Below are 20,890 nucleotides of genomic sequence, written 5' to 3'. Positions count from 1 at the left end.
ATGATTTCGCAGAAAAGTTTTCCGCGGGGATCACAGCGCCAGGACGGGCCGGGTGGAGAAGTCCTCGCAGAGGTCCGAGCCGTCCGGACCGTAAACGAACTCGGCCATGGCGGGGTTGCGGTTGGCGGTGGCCAGCGGCAGCCAGGCCAGCACGGTGCCGTAGCCGCCGCAGACCGACTCGCCGCCGTCACCGCYGTGCACCGAGGTGACGTCGCTGGTCAGCTCGGTGCGGTAGGTGTCGTAAGTGATCCGCAGGCCGAAGGCGTTCTTCTGGTTCTGTGGCCCTGCTGCGTCGTTGTAGGGGATGCGGTCGAGAGGGCAGTCGTTGCCCCAGCGGAAGAGGGTGTCCGCCCCGGCTCCGCAGGCGTGCTCCCACTCGTCGGCACTCGGCAGCCGCAGGCCGCGGGCTGCCAGCACCGCCGGCATGTCGGCGGGCAGCTCGGTCAGTTCCTCGTCCTGAACCGCCATCAGCACCGTGGCGAGGGTGACGCTCCGGCGGGGACTGAGCATGTCCGCGAGGTGCGCCCGCAGGTCGGGCGCACAGCCGAAGCCGTGCTCCACGCTCTGGGCGTAGTCGGCAGCCTGCTCCGGGGTCGGCTGCCAGGCGTCCAGGTCGAACCCGAGCGTCAGCGTGCCGCCCGGTATCAGGGCGAACTCCTGGCCGTTCCGCTCGATCCCGACCCGGTGCAGCGGGCCGCCGAGGTGCTCGACGGTCTCGACGGCGGTGAGCCGCCCGCCGACCCGCCGGGCCGCTTCCTCGGCGACGGTACGTGCGGTCGGCAGGTCGAAGGACCGCCACTGGGCGAGGCTGAGATCGGCGAGAGACATGGGCCGCAGTGTTCCACGGGGGCCTGGCACCGCCCCCGTCCGGGTGGCTTAATGGTGGAGTCGGGTATTGGAACTCTCCGAATGCCTCGGCCCCGAGGTTATCGTGGGTTGCTGTAAGCCGTAAGGGTTGTAAGGCATGCGGTTGTACGCTGGTCCCCGTCGCTGCGGTTTTCACTCCGCAGCTCAGTCGGCGGGTGCGCAGGCCCTCTGACCAGGGCGGCAAAGAGTTTCGATCGAGACTCTTCGTCAGACAGATGTCCAAACCTGCGAGCGGGCTGCCCTCATGCCTTACAGCGCCCCATGGCCTCTGAGCTGCGCTTTTGGCTACTCAACCCCAGATAACGGACGCAGGCGGTGGCCGAGTTGAAGCAGAAGATGAGCGAGGCAGCGTAAAATCTGTCTTCGCACCGCATCGGTTCAGTCTGTGTCGGCCAGCCACTGGTCGATGAGCGCCTTGCCAATCGAATCCACCCGGTACGGGCCGCCGAGAGCAGCGTCCGCCAGACGCGCGCGCAGTTCCGCGGCCGTGAACCAGCGTGCCTCCACCACTTCCACGTTGTCCACATCGATCGCGTCGGAAAGGGCCTCGGCGCGAAACCCGATCATCACCCCGGCCGGGAACGGCCACCCCTGGGAACCCTGGTAGGTCACCGCACCCACGGTGACGCCGGCTTCCTCCCGCACCTCGCGGCGCACCGTGTCCTCGAAGCTCTCGCCGATCTCGACGAACCCGGCTAGGGTGCTGAAGCGGTTCGGGCCGGATGCCGCATGGCGGCCGAGCAGGCAGCGCCGGGGCGTGCCCGGAAGCTCGACTAGCACGATCACGGCCGGTTCGATCCGCGGGAACAGCAGCTTCCCACAGTTCTGGCAGGTCCGCAGGTGGCCACCATTGCAGGACCGGGCCGGGCCCCCGCAGGCGCCACAAAACCGCTGATTGCGGTTCCAGTGCAGAATTCCCCGCGCGTACGCCAGCAGACCCGCTTCGTCCGGCGTGATGGTGGGAACCATCGCCCGCACGTCCAGCATCCTGTCCGCGCCGGCCAGCTCGACGGCGCTCTCCCGTTCGAGCCCGGACACATCAGCCGCGAACACCGCCCTCTCGCCTTCGAGGCCGAGCAGCACCCGGTCGCCGGCCGCGACGAGGATGTCCCTCGCCTGGGCCAAGGGCAGCCGCAACGGCGTTTCGTTTCGCACCAGGCACTGGTCCTGCCACAGGGGAATGACCTGGGTACTGGCCCTGGTCAGCAGTGCCTCGATCCAGTCCGAGTCTCCCCGCCGATCAACGACACGGTCGAGCCCCAACCCGCTGTAGTACACCGCTCCTCCTGGATCACAGTGTCTGCCTGTCCTCGACACTAGCGGATACGTCCGCCGACACCCTCCGCAGCTAGAAACTTGCCTAACATGCCTTACCGGATCAGATCTGGGATGAACTGGCTCGATGGCTTGACAACACTAGATAACCACCGTCACATCCCTCGGTCAGGTCCGTGCCAGGGAACGGGGCGATCGTCCGGACTCATGGGCAGGTGTTCGAGATTGACCGGACCGGGGTAGAAATACGTTCCATTGGGATGGATGACTTCCTCGCCAATGAGGTGCCGGTAGAGCCACTCGGCGAAGCTCATGGCATGCTCCCAGTACCCGCCTTCGTCCCGGTCGTGTACCACCACGCTCCAGTCGGGCGTCCGTGGGCTGCGGCTGAGGAAGACGTGGAAGCCGAAGTCGGTCGACAAGGCAGGAACCAGAACTCCGCCAGCACCGGTCTCCGGGTGCGGAAGGCCGTCCCAGTCGGCATCGCGGAAGGCTTGCTCAGTCTCCCGGATGTCCTTGAGAAGGTTCCAACGTGTGGTCGCCGGGTGCTTGAAATAGAGGTGGCTGTTGACCGTGATCGGCGCGTACTCGTCGATGAACTCCTGGTAGTCGCTGGGGAGTTCTGTGCCGACCTCCGACTCAAGACGCGCCCAGCTTTCGGGATCGGCGAAGCGTCGGCCTCCCGGCCCAAGCATCGTGAAGACGGCAGACAGATGGTCGGTCATGGGTTGCACCTCTCGTTCGGTGTAGGAATCGCGGCAAGATCAACGTGGCTCTTCACGTCGTTAGCCCCGGAGGGATTGTTGTTCTTGGGTGCTGGCCATCGGGAACCTCGTTGGTCTGGGCTTCGCCCGCCGGAGTGGGGGCACGGCGGCTGACCTCGGCGGCGTAGGCGGCCCAGTCGCCGGCCGATGCCTTCTGCCACTGGACGGCGACCTGGATGTGGACGCCCAGCATCCGGGCAAGGATGGCGGCGGGGACCTCGGTGGCGAGGGTGAACAGGGCGGTGGAGCGGTCCTGGCGCGGCTGGAGGCCGATCTTCTGGAGGCGGAGGCCGAGCCGGTCGTCACCGATGGGCTGTCCGGGACGGCCGCCGGGGAATAGCCACGGCGCGTCGTCGGGGGCGCCGATCCTGGCCTTGCCGCGCCGGGTGGCGATGAGGTCGCGCACCAGGCCGGCCAGCGGTTCGGGGAGGACGACAGTGAGGTACCGAACGTGATCCCGACCTTGTCGTTGTCGAGGTGGACGTCGTCGACCGTCAGGCGGCTGATGGTGGCGATCTGCTGGGCATAGAGGACCAGCAGCAGGCCGGCGACTCGATCCGAGGTCGCCAGCGTGTCGTCGTGCAGGAGGCGCCTGGCGTCGGCCCAGCGCTTCTCGCTGTCGATCGTCCCGCAGGGTCCTGTCCAGCGCACGGTGCCGTAGGTGAGTCCCTTGGCATGCCGGTGCTGGACGGACCACCGGACGAAGTGGCTGGTCTCGTCCGGGTAGGCAGCCCTCACCCTGGCTGAACGCGTCCAGACCCACTCCCGCCAGGCCGTCCACGCCACCAAGCGGATCGTGCAGGACACCCGCGGCCTCGACGACCACACCGCCTACGCCGTCCAGGACCCTCTCAGTACCCCCGTCTTCACCACCACCGACGCCACCGAAGGCGCCCACGCGTTCACCGAGAAGCGCCTGCCCGCCTGGCGGCGGTGAGGAGGGATTCGGCGGCGGTGGTCCGGGCGTAGAGGACCGAGCGGCCGGCTCGGTGGGCGCTGACCAGGCCTGCGGTGCGGAGTGCGGTGAGGGACTGCGAGACACCGGCCGGGGAGAGGCCGGTGCGGCGGGCCAGGTCGGTGGTGGAGGCCGGGATCTCGAGTTCGGTGAGCAGCAGGGTCCGGGAGCGGCCGAGGACGGCGGCGAGGGCGTCGGTCCGGGTGGTGGGGCGAGGTTCCCAGAGTGAGCCCACGCCGCGGGCGGGGTAGGCCAGTTGGGGTGGTTCCGGCCAGGTGACCCGGGTGAGCGGGCCCGGGGCGGTGAAGGCGGAGGGGATCAGCAGCAGTCCTGCCCCTGCGGTCTGCCGGGGCAGGGTGCGTTTCCGGTGGGCGAGTTGCAGGGCATTGTCGTCCCAACTGACCGAAGGGTGCAGATCGTTGAGAAGGTGCCCGGTGCCGTGCTCGGCGACCTGGCGGGCCCGGTGGAAGAGATCGGCCTCGAGGACGGCGAGGATCCGGGCCCAGTAGGGAGCGAGGGCCAGCTCCCAGTACGTCTCGATCTCCTCGGTGACCCGGAGCAGGCCGGACCGGGGTTCCGCGTACAGGCTCCGCGAGCGGGGCCCGAGACGGCCCTGCTCCTCCCGCAGCCGGTCGAGGTCCTGGCGGAGCCTGGCGGCGGGGGCCGCCCGGATCGCGGCCAACTCCTGGTCCAGCGTGGGAGCCGGACCGGCCGGCGCAGGGTTGAGGAAGTCGGGGACGTACCCCCAGGACGGTACGAGCTCGGCGAGCCAGCCCCGCTCCAGGCCGGCGGGCGCCAACCGCGGCCGGACCTGCTCGGCCCAGGTCCGGTGCACGGGATGTGCGGTGCCGGAGCAGAGCAGCCGGAAGCTGGTCCCGACCTCCCACATCGGCGAGACGGCGAACCGTACTTGGGCCAGATCGCTCGCCGAGAACGCCAGCTCCGCCATGTCGACGCCCCCGAGGATTCAGGCAGGTGTGAATCAATGGCCGTCAGCGTACAAGTCCGTGAGCATACGGGCATGACAACGGAGACGAACACCGCAGCCGTAGCGGGCACCTGGAAGTCCGGCGATCTTGAGCTGACCCGGATGGGTTACGGAGCCATGCAGTTGGCGGGCCCGAAGGTCTGGGGGCCGCCGCGTGACCGCAGCGCCGCGCTGGCCGTGCTGCGCGCCGCCGTCGAGGCGGGGATCACCCATATCGACACCAGCGACTACTACGGCCCACACGTGGTCAACGACCTAATCCGCGAAGCGCTGCACCCCTACCCGGAGCAGCTGCGACTCGTCACCAAGGTCGGCGCGCGCCGTACTCCTGACGGCGCCTGGCCCGCCGCTGTGTCAGCCGACGAGCTGGTCCGGGCGGTGCACGACAATCTCGCCCGCCTGGACGTGCCGGCGCTGGACCTGGTCAACCTGCGGATGACCGACACCCGGGCCGCCGCCGACCTGGCCGAACCCTTCGGCGTGCTGGCCGAACTGCGCGAGCAGGGCCTGATCCGGCACCTGGGAGTCAGCAACGTCAGCGCCGAACAGGTGCGGGCGGCGCAGGAGATCGCCCCGGTGACCACCGTCCAGAACTACTACAACGTGGCCCGCCGCGAGGACGACGCGCTCGTCGACCGGTGCACCGAAGAAGGCATCGCGTACGTGCCGTTCTACCCGCTGGGCGGCTTCCGTCCGGTGCAGGCGGACGCCCTTGACAGGGTCGCCCGCGACCTGGGCTGCACGGCCCGGCAGGTGGCGCTGGCCTGGCTGCTGCACCGCTCGCCGGCCATCCTGCTGATCCCGGGTACCTCCTCGGTCACGCATCTGCACGAGAACATCGCGGCCGCCACCCTCGAACTGCCCGGGTGGGCGCTGCAGACGCTCGACACGCTCGCCGACAGGTGACCTCCGTTCGGCGGACCCGGCCGGAAAACTGACTTGGCGTCGGCACTGTCGTGCTGGTGGCCAGGATCCGAGCCGTCAATGCCCGCACGCTGGAGAGGCTGGCCGACCGGTGACCGATCACCTCGACCTCGACGATGTCGGGTATCTGGCGGGTGGAGCCGGGATGATCCGCGACGAGGGGCTGCTGCTCTCCGCGCTCGGCCGTCCGCAGCAGAGCGTGCACCGCCGAGACGGCCCGTGCGTTGCGGGCCCTGCTCGGCGGCGGTGAGTGACGGCTGGTCAGCGTCCCGGTCAGACCAGGGCGAGCACGTCCTCGTGCGCGCCGTCGAGGACGAACCCGTTGTCGAGGCGGACCCGGACCGTGACGCTGACCCCCTGCTCCTGGAAGGCGGCCCACTCGGGCTCCAGGGCGGCGATCTGCGATTCGAGTCGCTTCCGGCTCTCCGCGGGCATCGTGTGGCCGTAGTCGTCGAGCAGCGGCTTCAGCCGCCGGTACTCGCGGACCTCCTCGGGCTCGGGCAGCTGCCCGTCCACCCGCTCGACGGTGCCCTCGGTGCCCGCCGCCAGGGACAGGAATCCGACCACGGCCCCGGTCGGCGCCGCGACCGCGTCGGCCAGCCCGATGTCCGTCGTGAGCCTGACCCGGCGGCCCTTCGTCAAGGTCATAGGTCTATTCCTCGGTTCGGTACGTGCCGCACGCAGAGGCATCCGGCGTGGCCATTATCCGCGGTTCGGGCGGCTGTTCAGACGCGTTCGAGGGGCCGGTGAGGCTCGGCCGGGAGTTCGACCGTGATCGGGTCGCCCGGGCGGACCACGCCGCCGGTCCGGACGATGCTCATGACGCCGGCCTTGCGGACGACGTTCCCCGCCTCGTCCCGGCCGACGACCTGCTTCAGCAGACCGTCCTGGAAGTTGTCGATCTGCAGGCAGGGGTTGCGCAGGCCGGTGACCTCCACGACCGCCTCGGTGCCGATCCGCAGCAGCGCTCCGACGGGCAGGCCGAGCAGGTCGATTCCGCTGGTGGTGATGTTCTCGCCGAGCTGGCCGGAGGTCACGTCGAAGCCCTCCGCGCCGACCTCGGCGAAGAGCTCCTGGTGGATCAGGTGGACCTGACGGAGATTCGGCTGGGTGGGGTCCTGGGCGATCCGCGAGCGGTGCTTGACCGTCACGCCCGCGTGTATGTCGCCCTGCACGCCGAGCCCGGCAAGCAGTGTGATGGCGGCGCGGTTGGGCTTGGTGAACGAGTAAGCCTCGTTGCTGCTGACTGCGGTGACCGTGCCGTTCATCCTGCGGACCGTCCTGACCTGTGGCGATGATTCACGGAGAGCCTAACCTGCGGCTCACCGTTCGGTGCAGCCCAGGAGGGCCGGTCGTGCTCGAATGTGCTCGATCAGGCCGATGTTCAATCAACTATTGACGCCAGTGCGGGAGTTGCGCTGCACTTGTCCGCAGTCCGCCAATGGCTGGAGGCCCGTCGTGCGACTGCTCAGGCTGCTCACCGCCGTACTCTGCACCGTGGCCGCACTGGCCCTGCCAGGCTTGGCAGTTGCTCCGGCGCAGGCCGCCGCCGGACCCCCGCAGACCGTACCGGCGCTGCGCCAGTGGACCGCCGGTACCGGCTCGTTCACTTTCACCGCCGGCCGGATCGTGGTCGACCCGGCGTACAGTGCCCAACTTGCCGACGAGGCAGGGACGTTCGCCGATGACCTGCGGGACCTGACCGGCCGGACCGTCCCGGTGGTCGCCGGCAGCCCCGTGGCCGGGGACATCGCGCTGACCCTCGGGGACGCGGCGCTGCCCACCGAGGGCTACCGGATGACGGTCGGCCAGAGCGTCACGCTCCAGGGCGCCACCGACGCCGGGGTCTTCAACGGCACCCGGACCGTGCTCCAGCTCCTGCGTCAGTCGGCCACCGTCCCGGCCGGTACCGCCGTGGACTGGCCGACCAAGGCCGAACGCGGGCTGATGATCGACCAGGGGCGGAAGTTCTTCACCGTGCCGTGGATCGAGCAGCACATCAAGGAACTGGCCTACCTCAAGCTGAACTACTTCCACTTCCACCTGTCGGACACCTACGGCTTCCGGCTGGAGAGCTCCACCCACCCGGAGATCGTCTCCGCCGACCACTACAGCAAGCAGGGCATCGCCGCGCTGGTGGCGCTGGGCCAGAAGTACCACGTCACGATCGTCCCGGAGATCGACACCCCCGGGCACATGAACGCGATCCTGGCCGCCCACCCCGAACTCAAGCTCAAGAACAGCTCGGGCACGGTCAGCCCCGACTTCATCGACCTCTCGCTGCCCGGCTCGTACACCCTGATCAAGGACCTGATCCAGGAGTACCTGCCGCTCTTTCCGGCCCCCTACTGGCACATCGGCGCGGACGAGTACGTCACCGACTACGCCAAGTACCCTCAGCTGCTCAGCTACGCCCGCGCCCACTACGGTGCCAACGCCACGGCCAAGGACACCTACTACGGCTTCGTGAACTGGTCCAACGCGCTGGTCCGGGCCGCCGGGAAGACCACCAGGATGTGGAACGACGGCATCAAGGCCGGTGACGGCACGGTCCAGCCGGACCGGAACATCCTGGTCGAGTACTGGTACAACTACGGCCTGACGCCCCAGCAACTCGCCGACGCAGGACACGTGGTGGCCAACGAGTCCTGGACGCCGACGTACTACGTGCTCGGCGGCGCGAAGCCGGACACCCGGTGGATGTACGAGAGTTGGCAGCCGGACCTGTTCCAGGGCAACAACACGCTCGCCGACCCGTCCCGCAACCCCGGCTCGCTGATCCACGTCTGGTGCGACAACCCCACGGCCGAGACCGAGAGCCAGATCGCCGCAGGCATTATGTACCCGCTCCGGGCGCTGGCCCAACAGACCTGGGGCTCACCGAAGCCGGCCGCCACCTACGCCGCGTTCACCCCGATCGTCGCCGCCGTCGGCCACCACCCGGGCTGGCCCTCGACGGCTCAGCCCGGCGACCTCGCGCACAACCGCCCGACCACCGCGTCCAGCACCGAGACCGCCGCCTTCCCGGCCGCCTTCGCCACGGACGGCGATCCGGGGACCCGCTGGGCCAGCGCCTACGCCGACCCGCAGTGGATCCAGGTCGACCTCGGCTCCACCCAGACAGTCAACCGCGTCGTGCTCCGCTGGGAGGCCGCGTACGGCAAGGCCTTCCAGATCCAGCTCTCCGACGACGCGGTGACCTGGCGCACCGTCCAGTCCACCACCGCCGGCACCGGCGGMGTCCAGGAGCTCACCGGTCTCAGCGGAGCTGGCCGCTACATCCGGATGTACGGCACCCAGCGGGGCACCGGATACGGCTACTCACTGTACGAATTCGAGGTCTACGGCGGCCAGTTGAGCGGCACCAGGACGCTCACCGTGAACGGCAAGGCGTTGGACGACCCGGCCTCCTCGATGACCCCGGGCACCCAGCTGATCACCTGGCAGCCGCACGGCGGCCGTAACCAGCAGTGGCAGCTGACGGCCTACCCTGACGGCAGTTACACGATGGTCAACGGTGTCTCCGGTCTGTGCGCCGACGTTGCCGCCGCCACCGCGAACGCGGCCGTCGTCCAGGCCACCTGCACCGGTGGCGACAGTCAGCGCTGGCTGATCACCGCCACCGGCAGCGGCTACACCGTCGCGAACAGGCAGAGCACCCTCCTGCTGACCACCGCCGCCACCACGGACGGTGCCTTGGTCACCCAGCAGCCGTCCGGCGGCTCGGCCCTCCAGCTCTGGCAGATCAGCTGACGGCGCTCCGGTTCGGGATCCGCCGGGAGTAGGCAGGGGAACAAGGTCCAGCGCGGTCCGCGGGCGAGCGACGTCCGGGCGCTGTAGCAGCGGGTCGGTCGTGGGAAGGGTGCGCCCGTCAGGCAGACTCGGAGGCGGCCGTTCCGCGTAACTCCGCCCCGGGTGGGCCGAGTGCCGGGGAGACCAGGCAGACTCGGGTGCAGCAGCCCACGACCGAGAGGATCGCGCATGATCACGTTGACGAAGGAAGACGGCCCGGCGGACCTCGACGGGGTCACCCACCTGTCCATCGGGGCCTCCTGGGACCCGACCGTCGGGAGCAGCGGCGGGCTGATCGGCAAGCTCCGGCAGAAGGCCGGCACCGACCTCGACCTGATCGCCATCGCGATGCAGGGCGCGGAGCCCGTACGGCTGGCCGGGCTGGACTCCCTGGACCCGCTGGGCAACGGCGGGTTGATACACAGTGGGGACAACCAGACCGGGCACGGCGACGGTGACGACGAGACGGTGACCGTCGACTTCTCCCGGGTCCCGGCGAACATCACGTCCATCGTGTTCATCGCCGCCGCCTACAAGAAGCGCAGCGCGTTCCAGAACGCGCGGAACATCAGCTTCAAGGTGTACGACGCGACGGGTGGCAGCAGCCAGCAGGTCGCCGACATCTGGCCCAGCATGCTCACCAACGACAACGGCTGCGCGGTCGCGAAGGCGGTGCGGGTCGGCGCGGGCTGGAAGCTGCAGGTGATCAACGAGACCGGGAAGATCAAGCAGGGGGACGAGAAGGACCTGATGCGCTTCGCGGTGAGCAAGTAGCAGCAGGTAGGACGGACGCCCGGTGGGCCGCTCCCGGATCGGGCCGGCCTACCGGGGCGCGGCTGCCTGTGGCTCCACCGTCAGGGTCTTGCCCGCAACGCCGGGCCGGGCGACGCCGTCCACCGATGCGCAGATGCCGAAGACCCGGTCGTGACCGGTCCAACCGTTGACCCGGCCACGGTTGTTGCTGATCTGCACTCGCCGCCTGGCCGGGTCCACGGCGGACACCAGGTGCAGGTACACCGTCCCGGCGACCCGGGCGAGCACGATGTCCCCGGTCTCCAGCTTCGACGGGTCGACCGGTGCGACGACCACCTGCTGCCGGCTGCGGATCAGCGGGACCATCGAGGAGCCGGTCGGCCGGAACTCCACGACGGCCCCGCCCGCGACCCTGCCTGCCACTCCGTCCAGCATGCCCATCCGCTGATCGTGGCAGACCCGGGCGGCCGGCCGCTCGGATTTACCGACCGGCCGGGCCGACGGTGGGTCAGCTGTCCGGGGCGGGCGCCCGGGTCGGGCTGTTGTCCAGGCGGTGGACGAGCTCGCGCAGGGCGCGGAGTTCGTGGTCCAGAGCCTGGGCGCCCCGGGGGGTGAGGGTCACCCAGGTGCGGGGGCGGCGTCCGGCGTAGCCCTTTTCGACGCTGATCAGGCCGGAGTCCTCCAGGACCTTCACATGCCGGGACAGATTGCCGTCGGTGACCGCGAGTTGGGCCTTGAGGAAGCCGAAGTCCACCCGGTCGGCCTCGCGGGCGATGGTCAGGATCCCGAGCCGCACCCGTTGGTGCACGGTGTCGTCGAGGGTGTTGGTCGGATGCAGCTCGTCCTCGTGCTGCGGGTCTGCGTCCCCGGTGGTCATGGGCCGACCGTACTCGATGCGGCGGGCCCGGCGAGCCGTCGGTCGGCCGCCCGCTGGGCGAAGGCGGCGGCCAGCAGCACGGCCGCCAGCAGCAGCGCCTTGACCTGCGGGCCGTCGACCCAGCCGGGCTGCGGCTCCGGTGCCCAGGGCAGCAGGCCGGTCTGTAGGCCCGCCCCGATGTACGCGGCGAGCATTGCGCTGTGCGCAGCGCCCGCCGCGGCGGTGATCCAGCTGCGTTCGACCAGCCCCAGCGCCAGGAGCCCGACACCGACCAGGTACCAGGGCGAGGCGTAGCCGTTGTCCAGTACGGACATGACGCGGCGGTGGCTGCGCACCAGGAGCAACCCCGCCAGTGCGGCCAGCACCACGACGGTGGCACCGCCGACGGTGAGCAGCCAGACGGTACGGCGCGGCACTATCCCACGGGACTCCCCGCGCAGGCGGTACCAGCGGGCCGCGGCGGCCCAGGCCAGCGGCAGGAGGGCGAACCAGACACCCCAGCAGACGAATTTGAGCACCGAGCCGTCGAACTCCTGCGTACTGCACGGCGTCCCCCACTGGTGGGTGACGCACTGTTCGGTCAGCTCCGCGTAGGCGAAGAACGGGTAGACGGAGACGTGACGCCCGTCGGCACCGAAGTTGAACGCGTAGCGGGCGATGGGCACTGCGGCGAGCGCGAGCAGGCCGAACCCGAGCAGGACCGCCCAGGCGCCGCCGGTCCGGGCGCGGGCTCGGGTGCGGAGTGCCTCGGTGCGGGCCAGTAGCTGTTCGGCCGCTGCCCTGCGCTCGTCGTTCACTGCCGGTACCCCCATGGTGTGGCCCCCTGCTTGTGTGCTTCCTGATGCAATGTACTTTGCAGTGCAAAGTACATTGCCGTCAAGAGCTGTTCTGGCCCGGTCGAACGCTTCGGATGGCCCCGCCAGGTGCCGCGCGACTCCGGGCGCGAACGGGAGCACAAGGGCGGACCGCGCTCGGGGTGCTGCCGCTGAGCGGGCACCCAGTTTGCTGACCGGTGGCAAGGGGTGGTTCACCCGCCCGGGTCGGCGTGGGTGGTGGAGCTCGGACAGTACGGATGGTCAACTCGAGGGCGGGCGAAGCGAAGTAGCCCCACCGGAGGAGTACCTGTGATCCGTCGCGCGTCGACCCTCACGCTGGCCGTGGCCCTCAGTGGCGCCGCACTGCTCGCCGGGAGCGCCCCGGCAACGGCGGCGGGCGGGACCGTCACCTGTGACGTCGCCGCCATGAGCGTCCGTGCCGCACACCTGCGAGCGCAGGGGCGGTACGCCGAGGCGCAGGCCGTGGAGCAGCGGATCCGAGCCTGCGAGGACGCGGAGAGCGACAACAGCGGTCCGCTCTGGCACTGACATCCCCAACTCGACTGCGTGGAGGGGGTGTTCGGGTCTGTCGATGACCGGTCCCCGGCCGGGGAGGCGCGGGGACCGGTGGCAGCGAGAGCAGGGTCAGCCTGCGACGGCGAGGGTGGCGGTGGCCATCGACTGTTCGCCCGCGGTGTTGGGGTGGAAGGCGGCCGCGCCGGTGGCGAAGAGCGGTTCGAGCCAGCGGGTGCCGGTGGGCTTGCAGGCGTCGTGGCCGATGGAGGGCGTGTAGGTGTCGACGTAGCGGGCGCCGTGTCCGGCGGCCTGGGCGGCGATCACGGCGTTGAGGTGCTTCTCGGTGTCGCGCAGCCAGGGGGCGTCGCCCTTGGCGATGGAGACGGTGGAGAAGCAGTTGGTGCCGTTGTCCGGGAGGATCGCGGGGTAGCCGGTGACCAGGATGGTGGCCCGGGGGGAGCGTTGCCGGATGCCGTCGAGGGTGGCGGCGATCTTGGTGGCCGTGGCGTCGATCTTCGCGGCGAGCTGATCGGCGCCGGCGCTGGTGTAACTCGACTTGCAGGGCGCGCCGTAGGGGGAGAACAGCCCCAGGGTGGCGCAGCGCACGATGATGTCGGCGAAGCCGACGTCGTTGCCGCCGATGGTGAGGGTGACCAGGTCGGTATCGGCGTTCAAGGCGTTGAACTGCGGTCCGCCGGAGCCGCTCTGGGTGGAGGTCATGTCGGCGGTGGTGGCACCGCCGCAGGTGACGTCGACCCGGGCGGTGGGGGTCAGCGCCGCGGTCACGAGCGACGGGTAGTTGCGGCTGGAGCGGGCGCACGCGGTGTCGATCTGGTCCGGCACACCGGCGGCGGAGGCGTACGAGTCGCCGAGCGCGACGTACCGGGCGTAGGTGGTCTGGGCGGCGGCGGGGGTCGCGGCGGCCGCTGCGGTGCCGGTGAGTGCGGCGGTGAGGGCGAGGGCGGTGAGGGTGGTGCGGGCGCGAGTGGTTCCGGTCGACGGCATGGGGGTGCCTCCGGGGAGAAACGGGTGGGGGAGGGAGTGTCCGCCGGGTGGGCGTGGGGGCGCAGGCGRGAGGCGATTGGCCCTCCGCCGTTGTTACCAGGCGGTTCTACCGTGCGGTAAGGATGTGGGCCGACTGACAAGCTGTCAATAACTCTGGCAGCGACCGTAGTTGGCGTGCCGCGTCGTGGTCCGGCTTCGGGGTCGTGTCGTGGGACTGTCGCGGGGACGACAAAATCGCGTGCGGTTGCCTTGATCACGGTTCCCCGTTCCTACGCTCTGACGACAGGTCAGCGGGTCAGATGGCCGTGCAAGGCCCCGTCGGTGTGGCCGAGTTGGTGGATGGCCAGCCAGGCGCCGGCGCCGGCGGTGTTGCCCGCGTGGGTGACCGGGGCGTCGGGCCAGCGTGCGGCGACGCGGGTACGGACCTCGGCGGTGAGCGGGGAGCCGGGCGAGAGCACGCCGCCGGCCAGCACCACCGGGAGCTGCGAGTGCGCCGGGCGGACGGTGGTGAGCGAGTCGAGCAGGTGGTCGGCCGCTCGTTCGACCAGCCGCCGGGCCTGCGGGTCACCGGCGGTGGCCGCGTCCAGGACGAGCGGGGCGAGCCGGGCCAGCCGTACGGGGGAGTCGGCGTGAGCCGCGGTGATCAGGGCTGAGCGGGCCCGGAGGCCGGGCGGGTGCGGGCCGGCCAAAGTGTCGACCACCTGGGCGGCGAGGCCGTCGAGTTCGCCCCGGTCGTTGGCCGCGAGAGCGCTCGCCACGGCGGCGCGGCCGAGCCAGTAGCCGGAGCCCCGGTCGCCGAGCAGCCAGCCGTGACCGTCAGCGAACCGTACGGGCTCGAAGTCGTGGCACTGCGCCGCGGCCGCGCCGGTACCGCTGAGCAGCACCGACCCGGCCGGRCCCGCAGTGCCTGCGGCGTAGGCGAGTTCGAGGTCGCTGACCATGCGGGGGACGACCAGGAGGCCGGCCGTGGGCCAGACCTCGTCGAGGGACGTGGCGGCGATCAGGCCACCGGCCAGGCCGATCACGCCGGCCGTGACCCTGGCCGGATCGACCTCCGCCAGAGCGGTGCGCAGGGCGTCCAGGACGTTCCTGGCGGAGGTGGCCACGCCGTGCGAGACCGGGTTGCCGCCCGCGCCGGTGGCGGTGGCGAGCACCCGGCCGTCGAGGTCGGCGAGCAGTACCCGGGTGGTGGAGCCGCCGACGTCCAGGCCGAGCACCAGCGGCCCGGTGGTCACGCGGTACGCCGGATGCGGCCTGCGTACCGTGCCTCCAGTACCTGGTTGTGGTCGTCGCCGCCGGGGATGTTGGCCGACAGGTAGACGGGCGGGATGCCTCCGGTGGCCTCGATCTGCCCGATCACCTCGGCGATGATCTGCTGGGCGAGCAGGGCGGCGGTGATCGAGGAGATGCCGCAGGCCTTGCCGCCGCCGTTCATGGGGAGGACGGCGTCGCCGTACGGCGCCCCGTTGTCCAGTGCGACGTCGGCCAGGTCGCGCAGCCGGAGGCCGGACGGGTGCCTGGGCTGGACGCGCGCGGTGTGCTCCGCCGAGGTGATGGCGATCAGCGGGTGGCCGTTCTCCTTTGCCAGCCGGGCGAGTTCGACCACGCAGCCGTTCACGCCGGAGTTGGAGGCGATCACGAAGACGTCGGCCGGGTGCGGAGCTGCGAGCTCGAACAGCAGGGCGGCGGAGTCGGTGCCGCGCTCCAACTCGGGCCCGGCCAGGGCATTCAGGGGTCGCCCGCCGTAGAGCACCACGTCGCGCAGGGCGATCCGGTTGCTGGGCACCAGGCCGCCGGCCCGGCCCGCGATCTCCATGGCGAGCGCCTCGGAGTGACCGGTGCCGAACGCCTGCACGATACCGTCGGCGGCCAGCGCCGCGGTGATCAACTCGGCGGCCCTGACCACCCCTTCGGCCTGTTCCCTGCTGACACGGTCGATGGCGGCGTGGGCCGCGGCCGCGAACTCCGCCGCTGACGGTGTGGGCACCTGGACCTCCTCGGTGTGTTCCCTGTGCTGCCCAACTATTGGGCCGCGCCCACCCCCTGTCAACGAGTGGACTAGACCTTCCGGGCCCGCGGTGCAGGGCGGTGCGCCGGACGCCCGACGCGCTGCACCGGGAGCGGGGCCGAGGCCCGTCGGCGGACCTGTCACACTGATCGACATGACCCCCGACCGTCGCAGCCTCGGGCTGCCCGCATTCTCCGAGCCCGCCACCGACGCGCCCGCTCCGGCCCCGAGCACCGGCCGGCGCCTGCCTCCCGTCGAGCAGGGTGCCGACTTCCGCCAGCCGCCAAGCGAGGAGGCCGCCGTACCGGGTCCGGCTCGCCGGCCGCTGGCCGTGGGCGGCCTGACCTTCTCCGACCCGGGCTCCGGTACCGCGATCTGACCGTACGTCCGGCGGCGGCCGCCGCCGGACCGTCGGCACTGCCGGATCAGTGCTCCGTGATGCCGCAGGTCGGATGCCCCGGGCAGTAACGGTCGTCGGTGACCGCGAGCCTGAGGAGGAACGCCAACCACAGGACGATCACCACTGCCATGATCACAGCGAACGGATCCTTGCCGAACCACTTCCTCATCTGGTCCCCCCTCGCCTGCGGCAGGCGCCCCCGCCACTGATGACCTGGTACCCCGACGGCCGCTAGTGCACGCAGAACTCGTTGCCCTCCGGGTCCGTCATGACCACCCACTCACCGGCCGGTTCCTTGACGTGGCGGTAGACCTGGGCGCCGAGGGCGGTGAGGCGCTCCACCTCGGCCTCCCGCTCGCCCGCCGGGCCGTGCAGGTCGATGTGCAGGCGGTTCTTGGTGGTCTTCTTCTCCGACTCAGGTACGCGGTTGAAGAGCACCCGACGCCCCAGCCCGGTGCCGCTCTCCGGGTCGTACGGTTCGTCCGGATGGCGTACCGCCGCCGCGTCGCGCCAGGCGTGTCGGCCGTGGTGGTCGACGACGATCTCGGGCGGGATGGCCCCGACGTCGAGCAGTTTGCCGATCAGGGGACTGTGGTCCTCGACCTCGTAGTGCAGCGCGGCGGCCCAGAAGTCGGCCTGGGCGTGCGGGTCGTGGGTGTCGACAACAAGCTTCCAGTGCACCGGGGTTGACGTCATGGTCACCATTTTATGGACCGGCACTGACATCGGGGCTGCCGCCGCGCCCGGCAGCCGGCCGCCTCAGACTCCGGAGGTGGCCGTGATGTCACCGGCGGCGATGGCGGCGGTGAGGGCGGCGTGGTCGGACTCGGTCTGGTCGGCGTAGTGCAGGGAGAAGTCGGCGATGGCGCGGTCGAAGGTGTCGCCGGCACCGAGGTAGCCCGCGATGGCGATGCGGTCGCCGGACCGGGCGTGGGCGCGGGCCAGGGTCGCGCCGCACAGCCGGGCGTACTGGCGGAGCACAGCGGGGGTCATGGTCTCGACGGCGGCCGACCCTTTCATGTCCCGGAGCTGGCGGCCGTAGAAGTGCCGGCCGTTCGGCCCGGTCATCCAGCCGAGGAAGATGTCGCCGGCGGCCTGCATGAGCCGCTGCCCCGCGACCACCCGGTGGCCGTGGTGGTCGTGCCCGTCGCCCGGCAGGTGGTCCTCCAGGACCGACCGGTCGGCCTCCTTGATCTGGAGGAAGAGCGGGTCCTCCTCGTCGCGGCCGGTCAGCAGCAGGATGAAGCAGCGGGTGCCGACACTCCCGACGCCGACGACCTTCCGGGCCGCGTCGACGAAGCGGTAGCGGTCCAGCAGCACGCGGCGCTCCTCGGGGAGGGTGCTGCGGTACTCGCTGAAGATCTTGCCGACGGAGCGCAGCTCGGTGCTGCTGACCGCCTCCAGCAGCGGCGGATCGTGCCTGATCCGGCGTCGGCCGTCCTGGAGCTCGGTGAGCTTGCCGAATGCCTGGAGGCTGGTGCGGCGACGGGCGCGTCCAAGGTTGGTGTCGACCTGGCGCCGTCTCTCGCGGCCGTGGACCAGCGCGAGCACCGCGTCGGCGTCGATCCGCTCGTACCAGACGGCGAGTTCGCCCTGTTCGGCCAGCTCTTGAATGGCGAGCCGGTAGGCCTGGGCAGCGGCGCGAGCGGCTCGCCAGGCCCGGGCGTCACCGTGCTCGTTGTCGCGGGCCGCCACCGCGACGCTGGCGGCGAGCCGCTTGACGTCCCATTCGAACGGCCCCGGCAGGGTCTCGTCGAAGTCGTTGAGATCGAACAGCAGCGCCCGCTCGGGGGAGGCGAAGACCCCGAAGTTCAGCAGGTGGGCGTCGCCGCAGAGCTGGACGGTCAGGCCGGTGTTCGGTACGGCTGCCAGGTCGGCGGTCATCACGGAGGCTGAGCCGCGCAGGAAGGTGAACGGGGAGACGGCCATCCGGCCGTACCGGATCGGCAGGAGCTCGGCCACCCGGTCGGTGGCCTGCCGCTCCAGTACGCCGAGGGGATCGGGCCGGTCCGCCGCCGCGCTCCACCGGCCGTGGGAGGCCCGGCCGGCGCTCTTTCGGGCGGCGCGGCCGCGACGTGCTCGCTCGTCTGGACTGGTCATGGCCCGTTCCTGTCATCCGTCGCTGGTGGTCTGCCCCCCAAGCCTGGGCACGCCCAGGCCGCCCCGCATGTCGGCCTCGGCCCGGTCAGCCCTTGTGGCTCCGGGAAGGCTTCTTCGGGTCGTCCGCCGGGTGCCGTGGCGCGGCAGTCTGCGCGGTCGGCCACTTGAGCTCGATCTCCAGCTCGACGTGCCCGTCGCCGACCTCGACCTCGATCTCGCTCTCCAGCTCGTCGGGGATGCGCAGGGTCAGCTTCCCGGAGCCCAGCTCCAGCTGGGCCTTGCCGCCGCGCCTCAGCGCCTCCGCGAGCGCGGTGAGCTGATCGGCCACCTCAAGGCGGGACAGTGAACCCTCTTGTTCGAACTTGAGATCCTTCATGGATGCCTCCGAATCGGCGGGTACAGCGGGTACAGCGCGTACAGCCAATTCTGCGGGCGCGCAGCGGACCGGGCACCCGGACGAGGAGGCCGCCGGCCGGCTCGCCGCGCCCTCGACGTCCGGTGCTGGAGGTCCTCACTGTCATCATGGTGGGCGTGAGTTCCTTCGAAGCGATACCCAACACCGGCCGGACACAAGAACGTTGGATGGCCCGTGAGGCGCCGTCCGGGGACTTCATCGTGTTCGCCGACGGCTCGCTGTCCGTGATGAAGCTGATGCGGTTCTCCCCGTACGACCGACGGGATGACCCCCGGGCCGCGGACTGGCAGTGGTGGGAGCTCCTGCGAGCCACCGAGTGGGCCCCCAGCGACTGGATGGACATCGACCTGACACACGCCTCGGACAGCTACCTCGGCAGCCGTGCCCTGAGCGGCGAGGCACACGACCACGGAAGTATCGGCTGGGTCGCCCTGACCCGGGACGACGAGGAAGGCACGTTGGAGTGGCTGGCGGTCTCCTGCTCCTCCAACCCCTTCACCGAGGTCACCCTGGACGCGACCTCGGTGATCGCCACCAGCAGCGCAGGCCGCATCTGGACCTTTCCCCGAGACGCCCCGCAGCAGGTGAAGATCACCGAGGATCCCAGCTACCCCTGGCCTCGCCGCTGACGCTCCGGCGAAGGCGGCGGGGCGGAGGGGAGGACGGCGTGTAGGTCCGCCGGCTGGATGAGGGACATGGCGCGGCCGTCCCGTAGGACGACGGCGATCTGCCGCCCCTGGCTGTTGAGTTGAGTGAGAGCGGTGTCGGCGGGCTCGCCGTGGCCGAAGTGGGGGAGGGGTGGGCCGATGTGGGTGCCGAGAGGGTCGGTCGGGGTGGCCGTGCCGTCGGTGAGGGCGGCTTCCAGCTGCTGGAGGGTCACCGAGCCGGTGAGTTCGGGGGCGGTGGGGCGGCGGCCGGACGGGCAGGGGCCGGTGGGCAGTACGGCCGGGGCGCCAGCGGCTGCTCGGGCGCGCAGGGCGGTGAGTGCGTCCCGGACGGTGCTGTGGGTGTTCAGGTAGGGGAGGGGTGGAGCGTTCTCGTCGGTGGGGGCGGCGTCGGTGACCCGGGCGTGGTCGGGGTCGCCGTCGAGGAAGCCCAGGCGGAGCATCCAGGTGTCGTCGAAGTACTTGGAGAGGTACTGCCGTCCGGAGTCCGGCAGGATGACCACGATGACGGCGTCCGGCCCGGCCTCGGCCGCGACCTGCCGAGCTGCGGCCAGCGCCGTACCGGAGGACCCGCCGACCAACAGGCCCTGCTCGCGCGCAATCTGACGGAGGGTCAGTAGTGCTTCGCGGTCGGCGACGGGCACTACGCGGTCGACCACGTGCTGGTGGTACGACTTGGGCCAGGTGTCCTCCAGGGTGTCCGGATGACGGAAGTGGCCGGCGGCCTCGATGAAGTACGGGCTGCCGTCGCCGCCCGCGTACACCGAGGAGGACGGGTCCGCACCGATCACCTGGACCCGGCCGCCGCTGACCTCCTTGAGGTAGCGGCCGGTGCCGCTGATGGTGCCGCCGGTGCCGATGCAGGAGATCAGGTGGGTGACCCGGCCGTCGGTCTGCCGCCAGATCTCCGGTCCGGTGGTCAGGTAGTGCGCCTCCGGGTTGGCCGGGTTGTCGTACTGGTCGGCCAGCCACCCGCCCGGCGTCTCGGCGGCGAGGCGGGCCGCCGTGCGCACCGGGTGGTCCGGGTGCTCGCGGGGCAGCCCGGCGGGCCGGATCACCACCTCGGCGCCCAGCGCCCGCAGGGTGGCGGTCTTCTCGCTGCTCACCCGGTCGGAGACCACGACGACGGACCGGTACCCCCGCTCGGCGGCCACCAGCGCGATCCCGATGCCGGTGTTGCCCGAGGTGGCCTCGACGATCGTTCCGCCGGGCCGCAACAGCCCGTCCTGCTCAGCCTGTTGCACCATGTGCGCGGCGATCCGGTCCTTGACGCTGCCGCCCACGCTCAGGTACTCCAGCTTGGCGTAGACGGCTGCGCCCCGATCGCCGTCGGGCATCCGCACGCGTACCAGCGGGGTGCGGCCGATCAGGTCGAGCACAGACTCGTGAGCATCCATGGCGGCCACCCTAGCCAGTCGGCTCGGAGCGGCCGAGGTTGTTCTTGAATGGTCGCTCATGTATGTTTTCCTCATGCCCAGACCTCGAGAGTTCGAGCCCGACACTGTCCTGAACGCGGCCATGCTGCGGTTCTGGGAGCGCGGGTACCGGGCGACCTCCATCGAGGATCTGGTGAAGGCGACCGGGGTCAAGCCGGGCAGCATCTACAGCGCCTTCCCGGGCGGTAAGCACGCGCTGTTCCTGAAGTCGTTGGAGCGCTACTCCCGGCTGGTGGTCCCCGAGAAGCTGGGTGAGCTGGAGGCTTCGGGTGCCTCGGTGGCCGAGATCCGGGGCTACTTCGACGGGCTGGTGCGCGACCTGCTCAGTCCCGAGG

27 protein-coding genes are annotated in these 20,890 nt (G+C 70.6%); 9 read left to right on the top strand and 18 right to left on the bottom strand.

Annotated elements, in window-relative coordinates:
• Positions 1-30: 30 nt before the first annotated feature.
• The 4 genes from ACXJMZ_RS27070 to ACXJMZ_RS27055 all read right to left on the bottom strand — a co-directional run bounded on the left by ACXJMZ_RS27070 (position 31) and on the right by ACXJMZ_RS27055 (position 3,312).
• On the bottom strand, positions 31-828 hold the full coding sequence (locus ACXJMZ_RS27070) for a hypothetical protein (RefSeq protein WP_457032654.1): 798 nt from the start codon (positions 826-828) through the stop codon (positions 31-33).
• Positions 829-1,245: 417 nt separating this feature from the next.
• Positions 1,246-2,145, bottom strand: coding sequence for an NAD(+) diphosphatase (nudC, locus tag ACXJMZ_RS27065; RefSeq protein ID WP_124286798.1), 900 nt, complete (start codon positions 2,143-2,145; stop codon positions 1,246-1,248).
• Between the two features lie 152 nt (positions 2,146-2,297).
• A complete protein-coding gene (locus tag ACXJMZ_RS27060) occupies positions 2,298-2,867 on the bottom strand; it encodes an SMI1/KNR4 family protein (RefSeq protein WP_457032653.1) in 570 nt (189 codons plus the stop codon).
• 52 nt (positions 2,868-2,919) lie between these two features.
• A complete protein-coding gene (locus ACXJMZ_RS27055) occupies positions 2,920-3,312 on the bottom strand; it encodes a hypothetical protein (RefSeq protein WP_457032652.1) in 393 nt (130 codons plus the stop codon).
• Positions 3,313-3,702: 390 nt separating this feature from the next.
• Between ACXJMZ_RS27055 and ACXJMZ_RS27050 the strand changes: the two genes are divergently transcribed.
• Positions 3,703-3,843 (top strand): hypothetical protein, encoded by a 141-nt coding sequence (locus ACXJMZ_RS27050; protein ID WP_457032651.1) that lies wholly within the window; start codon positions 3,703-3,705, stop codon positions 3,841-3,843.
• On the opposite strand, the gene ACXJMZ_RS27045 is transcribed toward ACXJMZ_RS27050, so the two are convergent.
• A complete protein-coding gene (locus tag ACXJMZ_RS27045) occupies positions 3,809-4,810 on the bottom strand; it encodes an ArsR family transcriptional regulator (RefSeq protein WP_457032650.1) in 1,002 nt (333 codons plus the stop codon). The genes ACXJMZ_RS27050 and ACXJMZ_RS27045 overlap by 35 nt on opposite strands.
• Positions 4,811-4,882: 72 nt before the next feature.
• Here ACXJMZ_RS27045 and ACXJMZ_RS27040 point away from each other — a divergent pair, with 72 nt between their 5' ends.
• Together ACXJMZ_RS27040 and ACXJMZ_RS27035 are read left to right on the top strand one after the other, a co-directional pair.
• The gene (locus ACXJMZ_RS27040; RefSeq protein WP_457032649.1) at positions 4,883-5,755 is read left to right on the top strand and encodes an oxidoreductase; all 873 of its coding nucleotides are present in this window, start codon (positions 4,883-4,885) and stop codon (positions 5,753-5,755) included.
• Between the two features lie 109 nt (positions 5,756-5,864).
• Positions 5,865-6,023 (top strand): hypothetical protein, encoded by a 159-nt coding sequence (locus ACXJMZ_RS27035; RefSeq protein WP_457032648.1) that lies wholly within the window; start codon positions 5,865-5,867, stop codon positions 6,021-6,023.
• Between the two features lie 23 nt (positions 6,024-6,046).
• On the opposite strand, the gene ACXJMZ_RS27030 is transcribed toward ACXJMZ_RS27035, so the two are convergent.
• Entirely contained in the window at positions 6,047-6,421 is a 375-nt protein-coding gene (locus ACXJMZ_RS27030; protein ID WP_457032647.1) for a hypothetical protein, read from the bottom strand.
• Positions 6,422-6,498: 77 nt separating this feature from the next.
• Positions 6,499-7,041 (bottom strand): MOSC domain-containing protein, encoded by a 543-nt coding sequence (locus tag ACXJMZ_RS27025; protein ID WP_457032646.1) that lies wholly within the window; start codon positions 7,039-7,041, stop codon positions 6,499-6,501.
• A gap of 190 nt (positions 7,042-7,231) precedes the next feature.
• Here ACXJMZ_RS27025 and ACXJMZ_RS27020 point away from each other — a divergent pair, with 190 nt between their 5' ends.
• On the top strand, positions 7,232-9,526 hold the full coding sequence (locus tag ACXJMZ_RS27020) for a family 20 glycosylhydrolase (protein WP_457032645.1): 2,295 nt from the start codon (positions 7,232-7,234) through the stop codon (positions 9,524-9,526).
• A 228-nt stretch (positions 9,527-9,754) separates the two neighbouring features.
• Positions 9,755-10,339 carry a TerD family protein gene (locus tag ACXJMZ_RS27015; RefSeq protein WP_057236738.1) on the top strand — a complete coding sequence of 195 codons (585 nt, stop codon included), beginning with the start codon at positions 9,755-9,757 and terminating at the stop codon, positions 10,337-10,339.
• 48 nt (positions 10,340-10,387) lie between these two features.
• Here ACXJMZ_RS27015 and ACXJMZ_RS27010 read toward each other — a convergent pair whose 3' ends face one another.
• From ACXJMZ_RS27010 to ACXJMZ_RS27000, 3 genes are all read right to left on the bottom strand, one after another.
• Entirely contained in the window at positions 10,388-10,759 is a 372-nt protein-coding gene (locus tag ACXJMZ_RS27010) for a S26 family signal peptidase (protein WP_457032644.1), read from the bottom strand.
• 67 nt (positions 10,760-10,826) lie between these two features.
• Positions 10,827-11,195: a winged helix-turn-helix domain-containing protein gene (locus ACXJMZ_RS27005; protein ID WP_457032643.1), complete on the bottom strand. Its 369-nt coding sequence runs from the start codon at positions 11,193-11,195 to the stop codon at positions 10,827-10,829.
• The gene (locus tag ACXJMZ_RS27000; RefSeq protein WP_457032642.1) at positions 11,192-12,007 is read right to left on the bottom strand and encodes a hypothetical protein; all 816 of its coding nucleotides are present in this window, start codon (positions 12,005-12,007) and stop codon (positions 11,192-11,194) included. Before ACXJMZ_RS27000 ends, ACXJMZ_RS27005 begins: the two co-directional genes overlap by 4 nt.
• Positions 12,008-12,319: 312 nt before the next feature.
• On the opposite strand from ACXJMZ_RS27000, the gene ACXJMZ_RS26995 reads away from it, so the two are divergent.
• A complete protein-coding gene (locus ACXJMZ_RS26995) occupies positions 12,320-12,559 on the top strand; it encodes a hypothetical protein (RefSeq protein WP_457032641.1) in 240 nt (79 codons plus the stop codon).
• Between the two features lie 96 nt (positions 12,560-12,655).
• Here the strand turns inward: ACXJMZ_RS26995 and ACXJMZ_RS26990 are convergent, their stop codons facing one another.
• The 3 genes from ACXJMZ_RS26990 to ACXJMZ_RS26980 all read right to left on the bottom strand — a co-directional run bounded on the left by ACXJMZ_RS26990 (position 12,656) and on the right by ACXJMZ_RS26980 (position 15,518).
• Positions 12,656-13,531: an SGNH/GDSL hydrolase family protein gene (locus ACXJMZ_RS26990; RefSeq protein WP_457032640.1), complete on the bottom strand. Its 876-nt coding sequence runs from the start codon at positions 13,529-13,531 to the stop codon at positions 12,656-12,658.
• A 287-nt stretch (positions 13,532-13,818) separates the two neighbouring features.
• The gene (locus ACXJMZ_RS26985) at positions 13,819-14,766 is read right to left on the bottom strand and encodes an N-acetylglucosamine kinase (protein WP_457032639.1); all 948 of its coding nucleotides are present in this window, start codon (positions 14,764-14,766) and stop codon (positions 13,819-13,821) included.
• Complete coding sequence (locus tag ACXJMZ_RS26980; protein ID WP_457032638.1) at positions 14,763-15,518, bottom strand: sugar isomerase domain-containing protein; 756 nt, start codon at positions 15,516-15,518, stop codon at positions 14,763-14,765. Before ACXJMZ_RS26980 ends, ACXJMZ_RS26985 begins: the two co-directional genes overlap by 4 nt.
• Positions 15,519-15,693: 175 nt before the next feature.
• Here ACXJMZ_RS26980 and ACXJMZ_RS26975 point away from each other — a divergent pair, with 175 nt between their 5' ends.
• Complete coding sequence (locus ACXJMZ_RS26975; protein WP_457032637.1) at positions 15,694-15,918, top strand: hypothetical protein; 225 nt, start codon at positions 15,694-15,696, stop codon at positions 15,916-15,918.
• 46 nt (positions 15,919-15,964) lie between these two features.
• Here the strand turns inward: ACXJMZ_RS26975 and ACXJMZ_RS26970 are convergent, their stop codons facing one another.
• From ACXJMZ_RS26970 to ACXJMZ_RS26955, 4 genes are all read right to left on the bottom strand, one after another.
• Positions 15,965-16,108: a hypothetical protein gene (locus ACXJMZ_RS26970; protein WP_457032636.1), complete on the bottom strand. Its 144-nt coding sequence runs from the start codon at positions 16,106-16,108 to the stop codon at positions 15,965-15,967.
• A 62-nt stretch (positions 16,109-16,170) separates the two neighbouring features.
• Entirely contained in the window at positions 16,171-16,635 is a 465-nt protein-coding gene (locus ACXJMZ_RS26965; protein WP_457032635.1) for a VOC family protein, read from the bottom strand.
• 63 nt (positions 16,636-16,698) lie between these two features.
• A complete protein-coding gene (locus ACXJMZ_RS26960) occupies positions 16,699-18,039 on the bottom strand; it encodes a DUF2252 domain-containing protein (RefSeq protein WP_457032634.1) in 1,341 nt (446 codons plus the stop codon).
• Positions 18,040-18,124: 85 nt separating this feature from the next.
• Positions 18,125-18,415: an amphi-Trp domain-containing protein gene (locus ACXJMZ_RS26955; protein WP_457032633.1), complete on the bottom strand. Its 291-nt coding sequence runs from the start codon at positions 18,413-18,415 to the stop codon at positions 18,125-18,127.
• A gap of 155 nt (positions 18,416-18,570) precedes the next feature.
• Here ACXJMZ_RS26955 and ACXJMZ_RS26950 point away from each other — a divergent pair, with 155 nt between their 5' ends.
• Entirely contained in the window at positions 18,571-19,083 is a 513-nt protein-coding gene (locus ACXJMZ_RS26950) for a hypothetical protein (RefSeq protein ID WP_457032632.1), read from the top strand.
• On the opposite strand, the gene ACXJMZ_RS26945 is transcribed toward ACXJMZ_RS26950, so the two are convergent.
• Complete coding sequence (locus ACXJMZ_RS26945) at positions 19,062-20,516, bottom strand: pyridoxal-phosphate dependent enzyme (RefSeq protein WP_457032631.1); 1,455 nt, start codon at positions 20,514-20,516, stop codon at positions 19,062-19,064. The genes ACXJMZ_RS26950 and ACXJMZ_RS26945 overlap by 22 nt on opposite strands.
• Positions 20,517-20,589: 73 nt before the next feature.
• Here ACXJMZ_RS26945 and ACXJMZ_RS26940 point away from each other — a divergent pair.
• The coding region (locus ACXJMZ_RS26940) for a TetR/AcrR family transcriptional regulator (protein ID WP_457032630.1) at positions 20,590-20,890 on the top strand (301 nt) is incomplete at its 3' end.

Source organism: Kitasatospora sp. P5_F3, assembly GCF_054049135.1.
The sequence above is the reverse complement of the archived record's forward strand: the minus strand, read 5'-3'. Positions and strand labels throughout refer to the sequence as shown.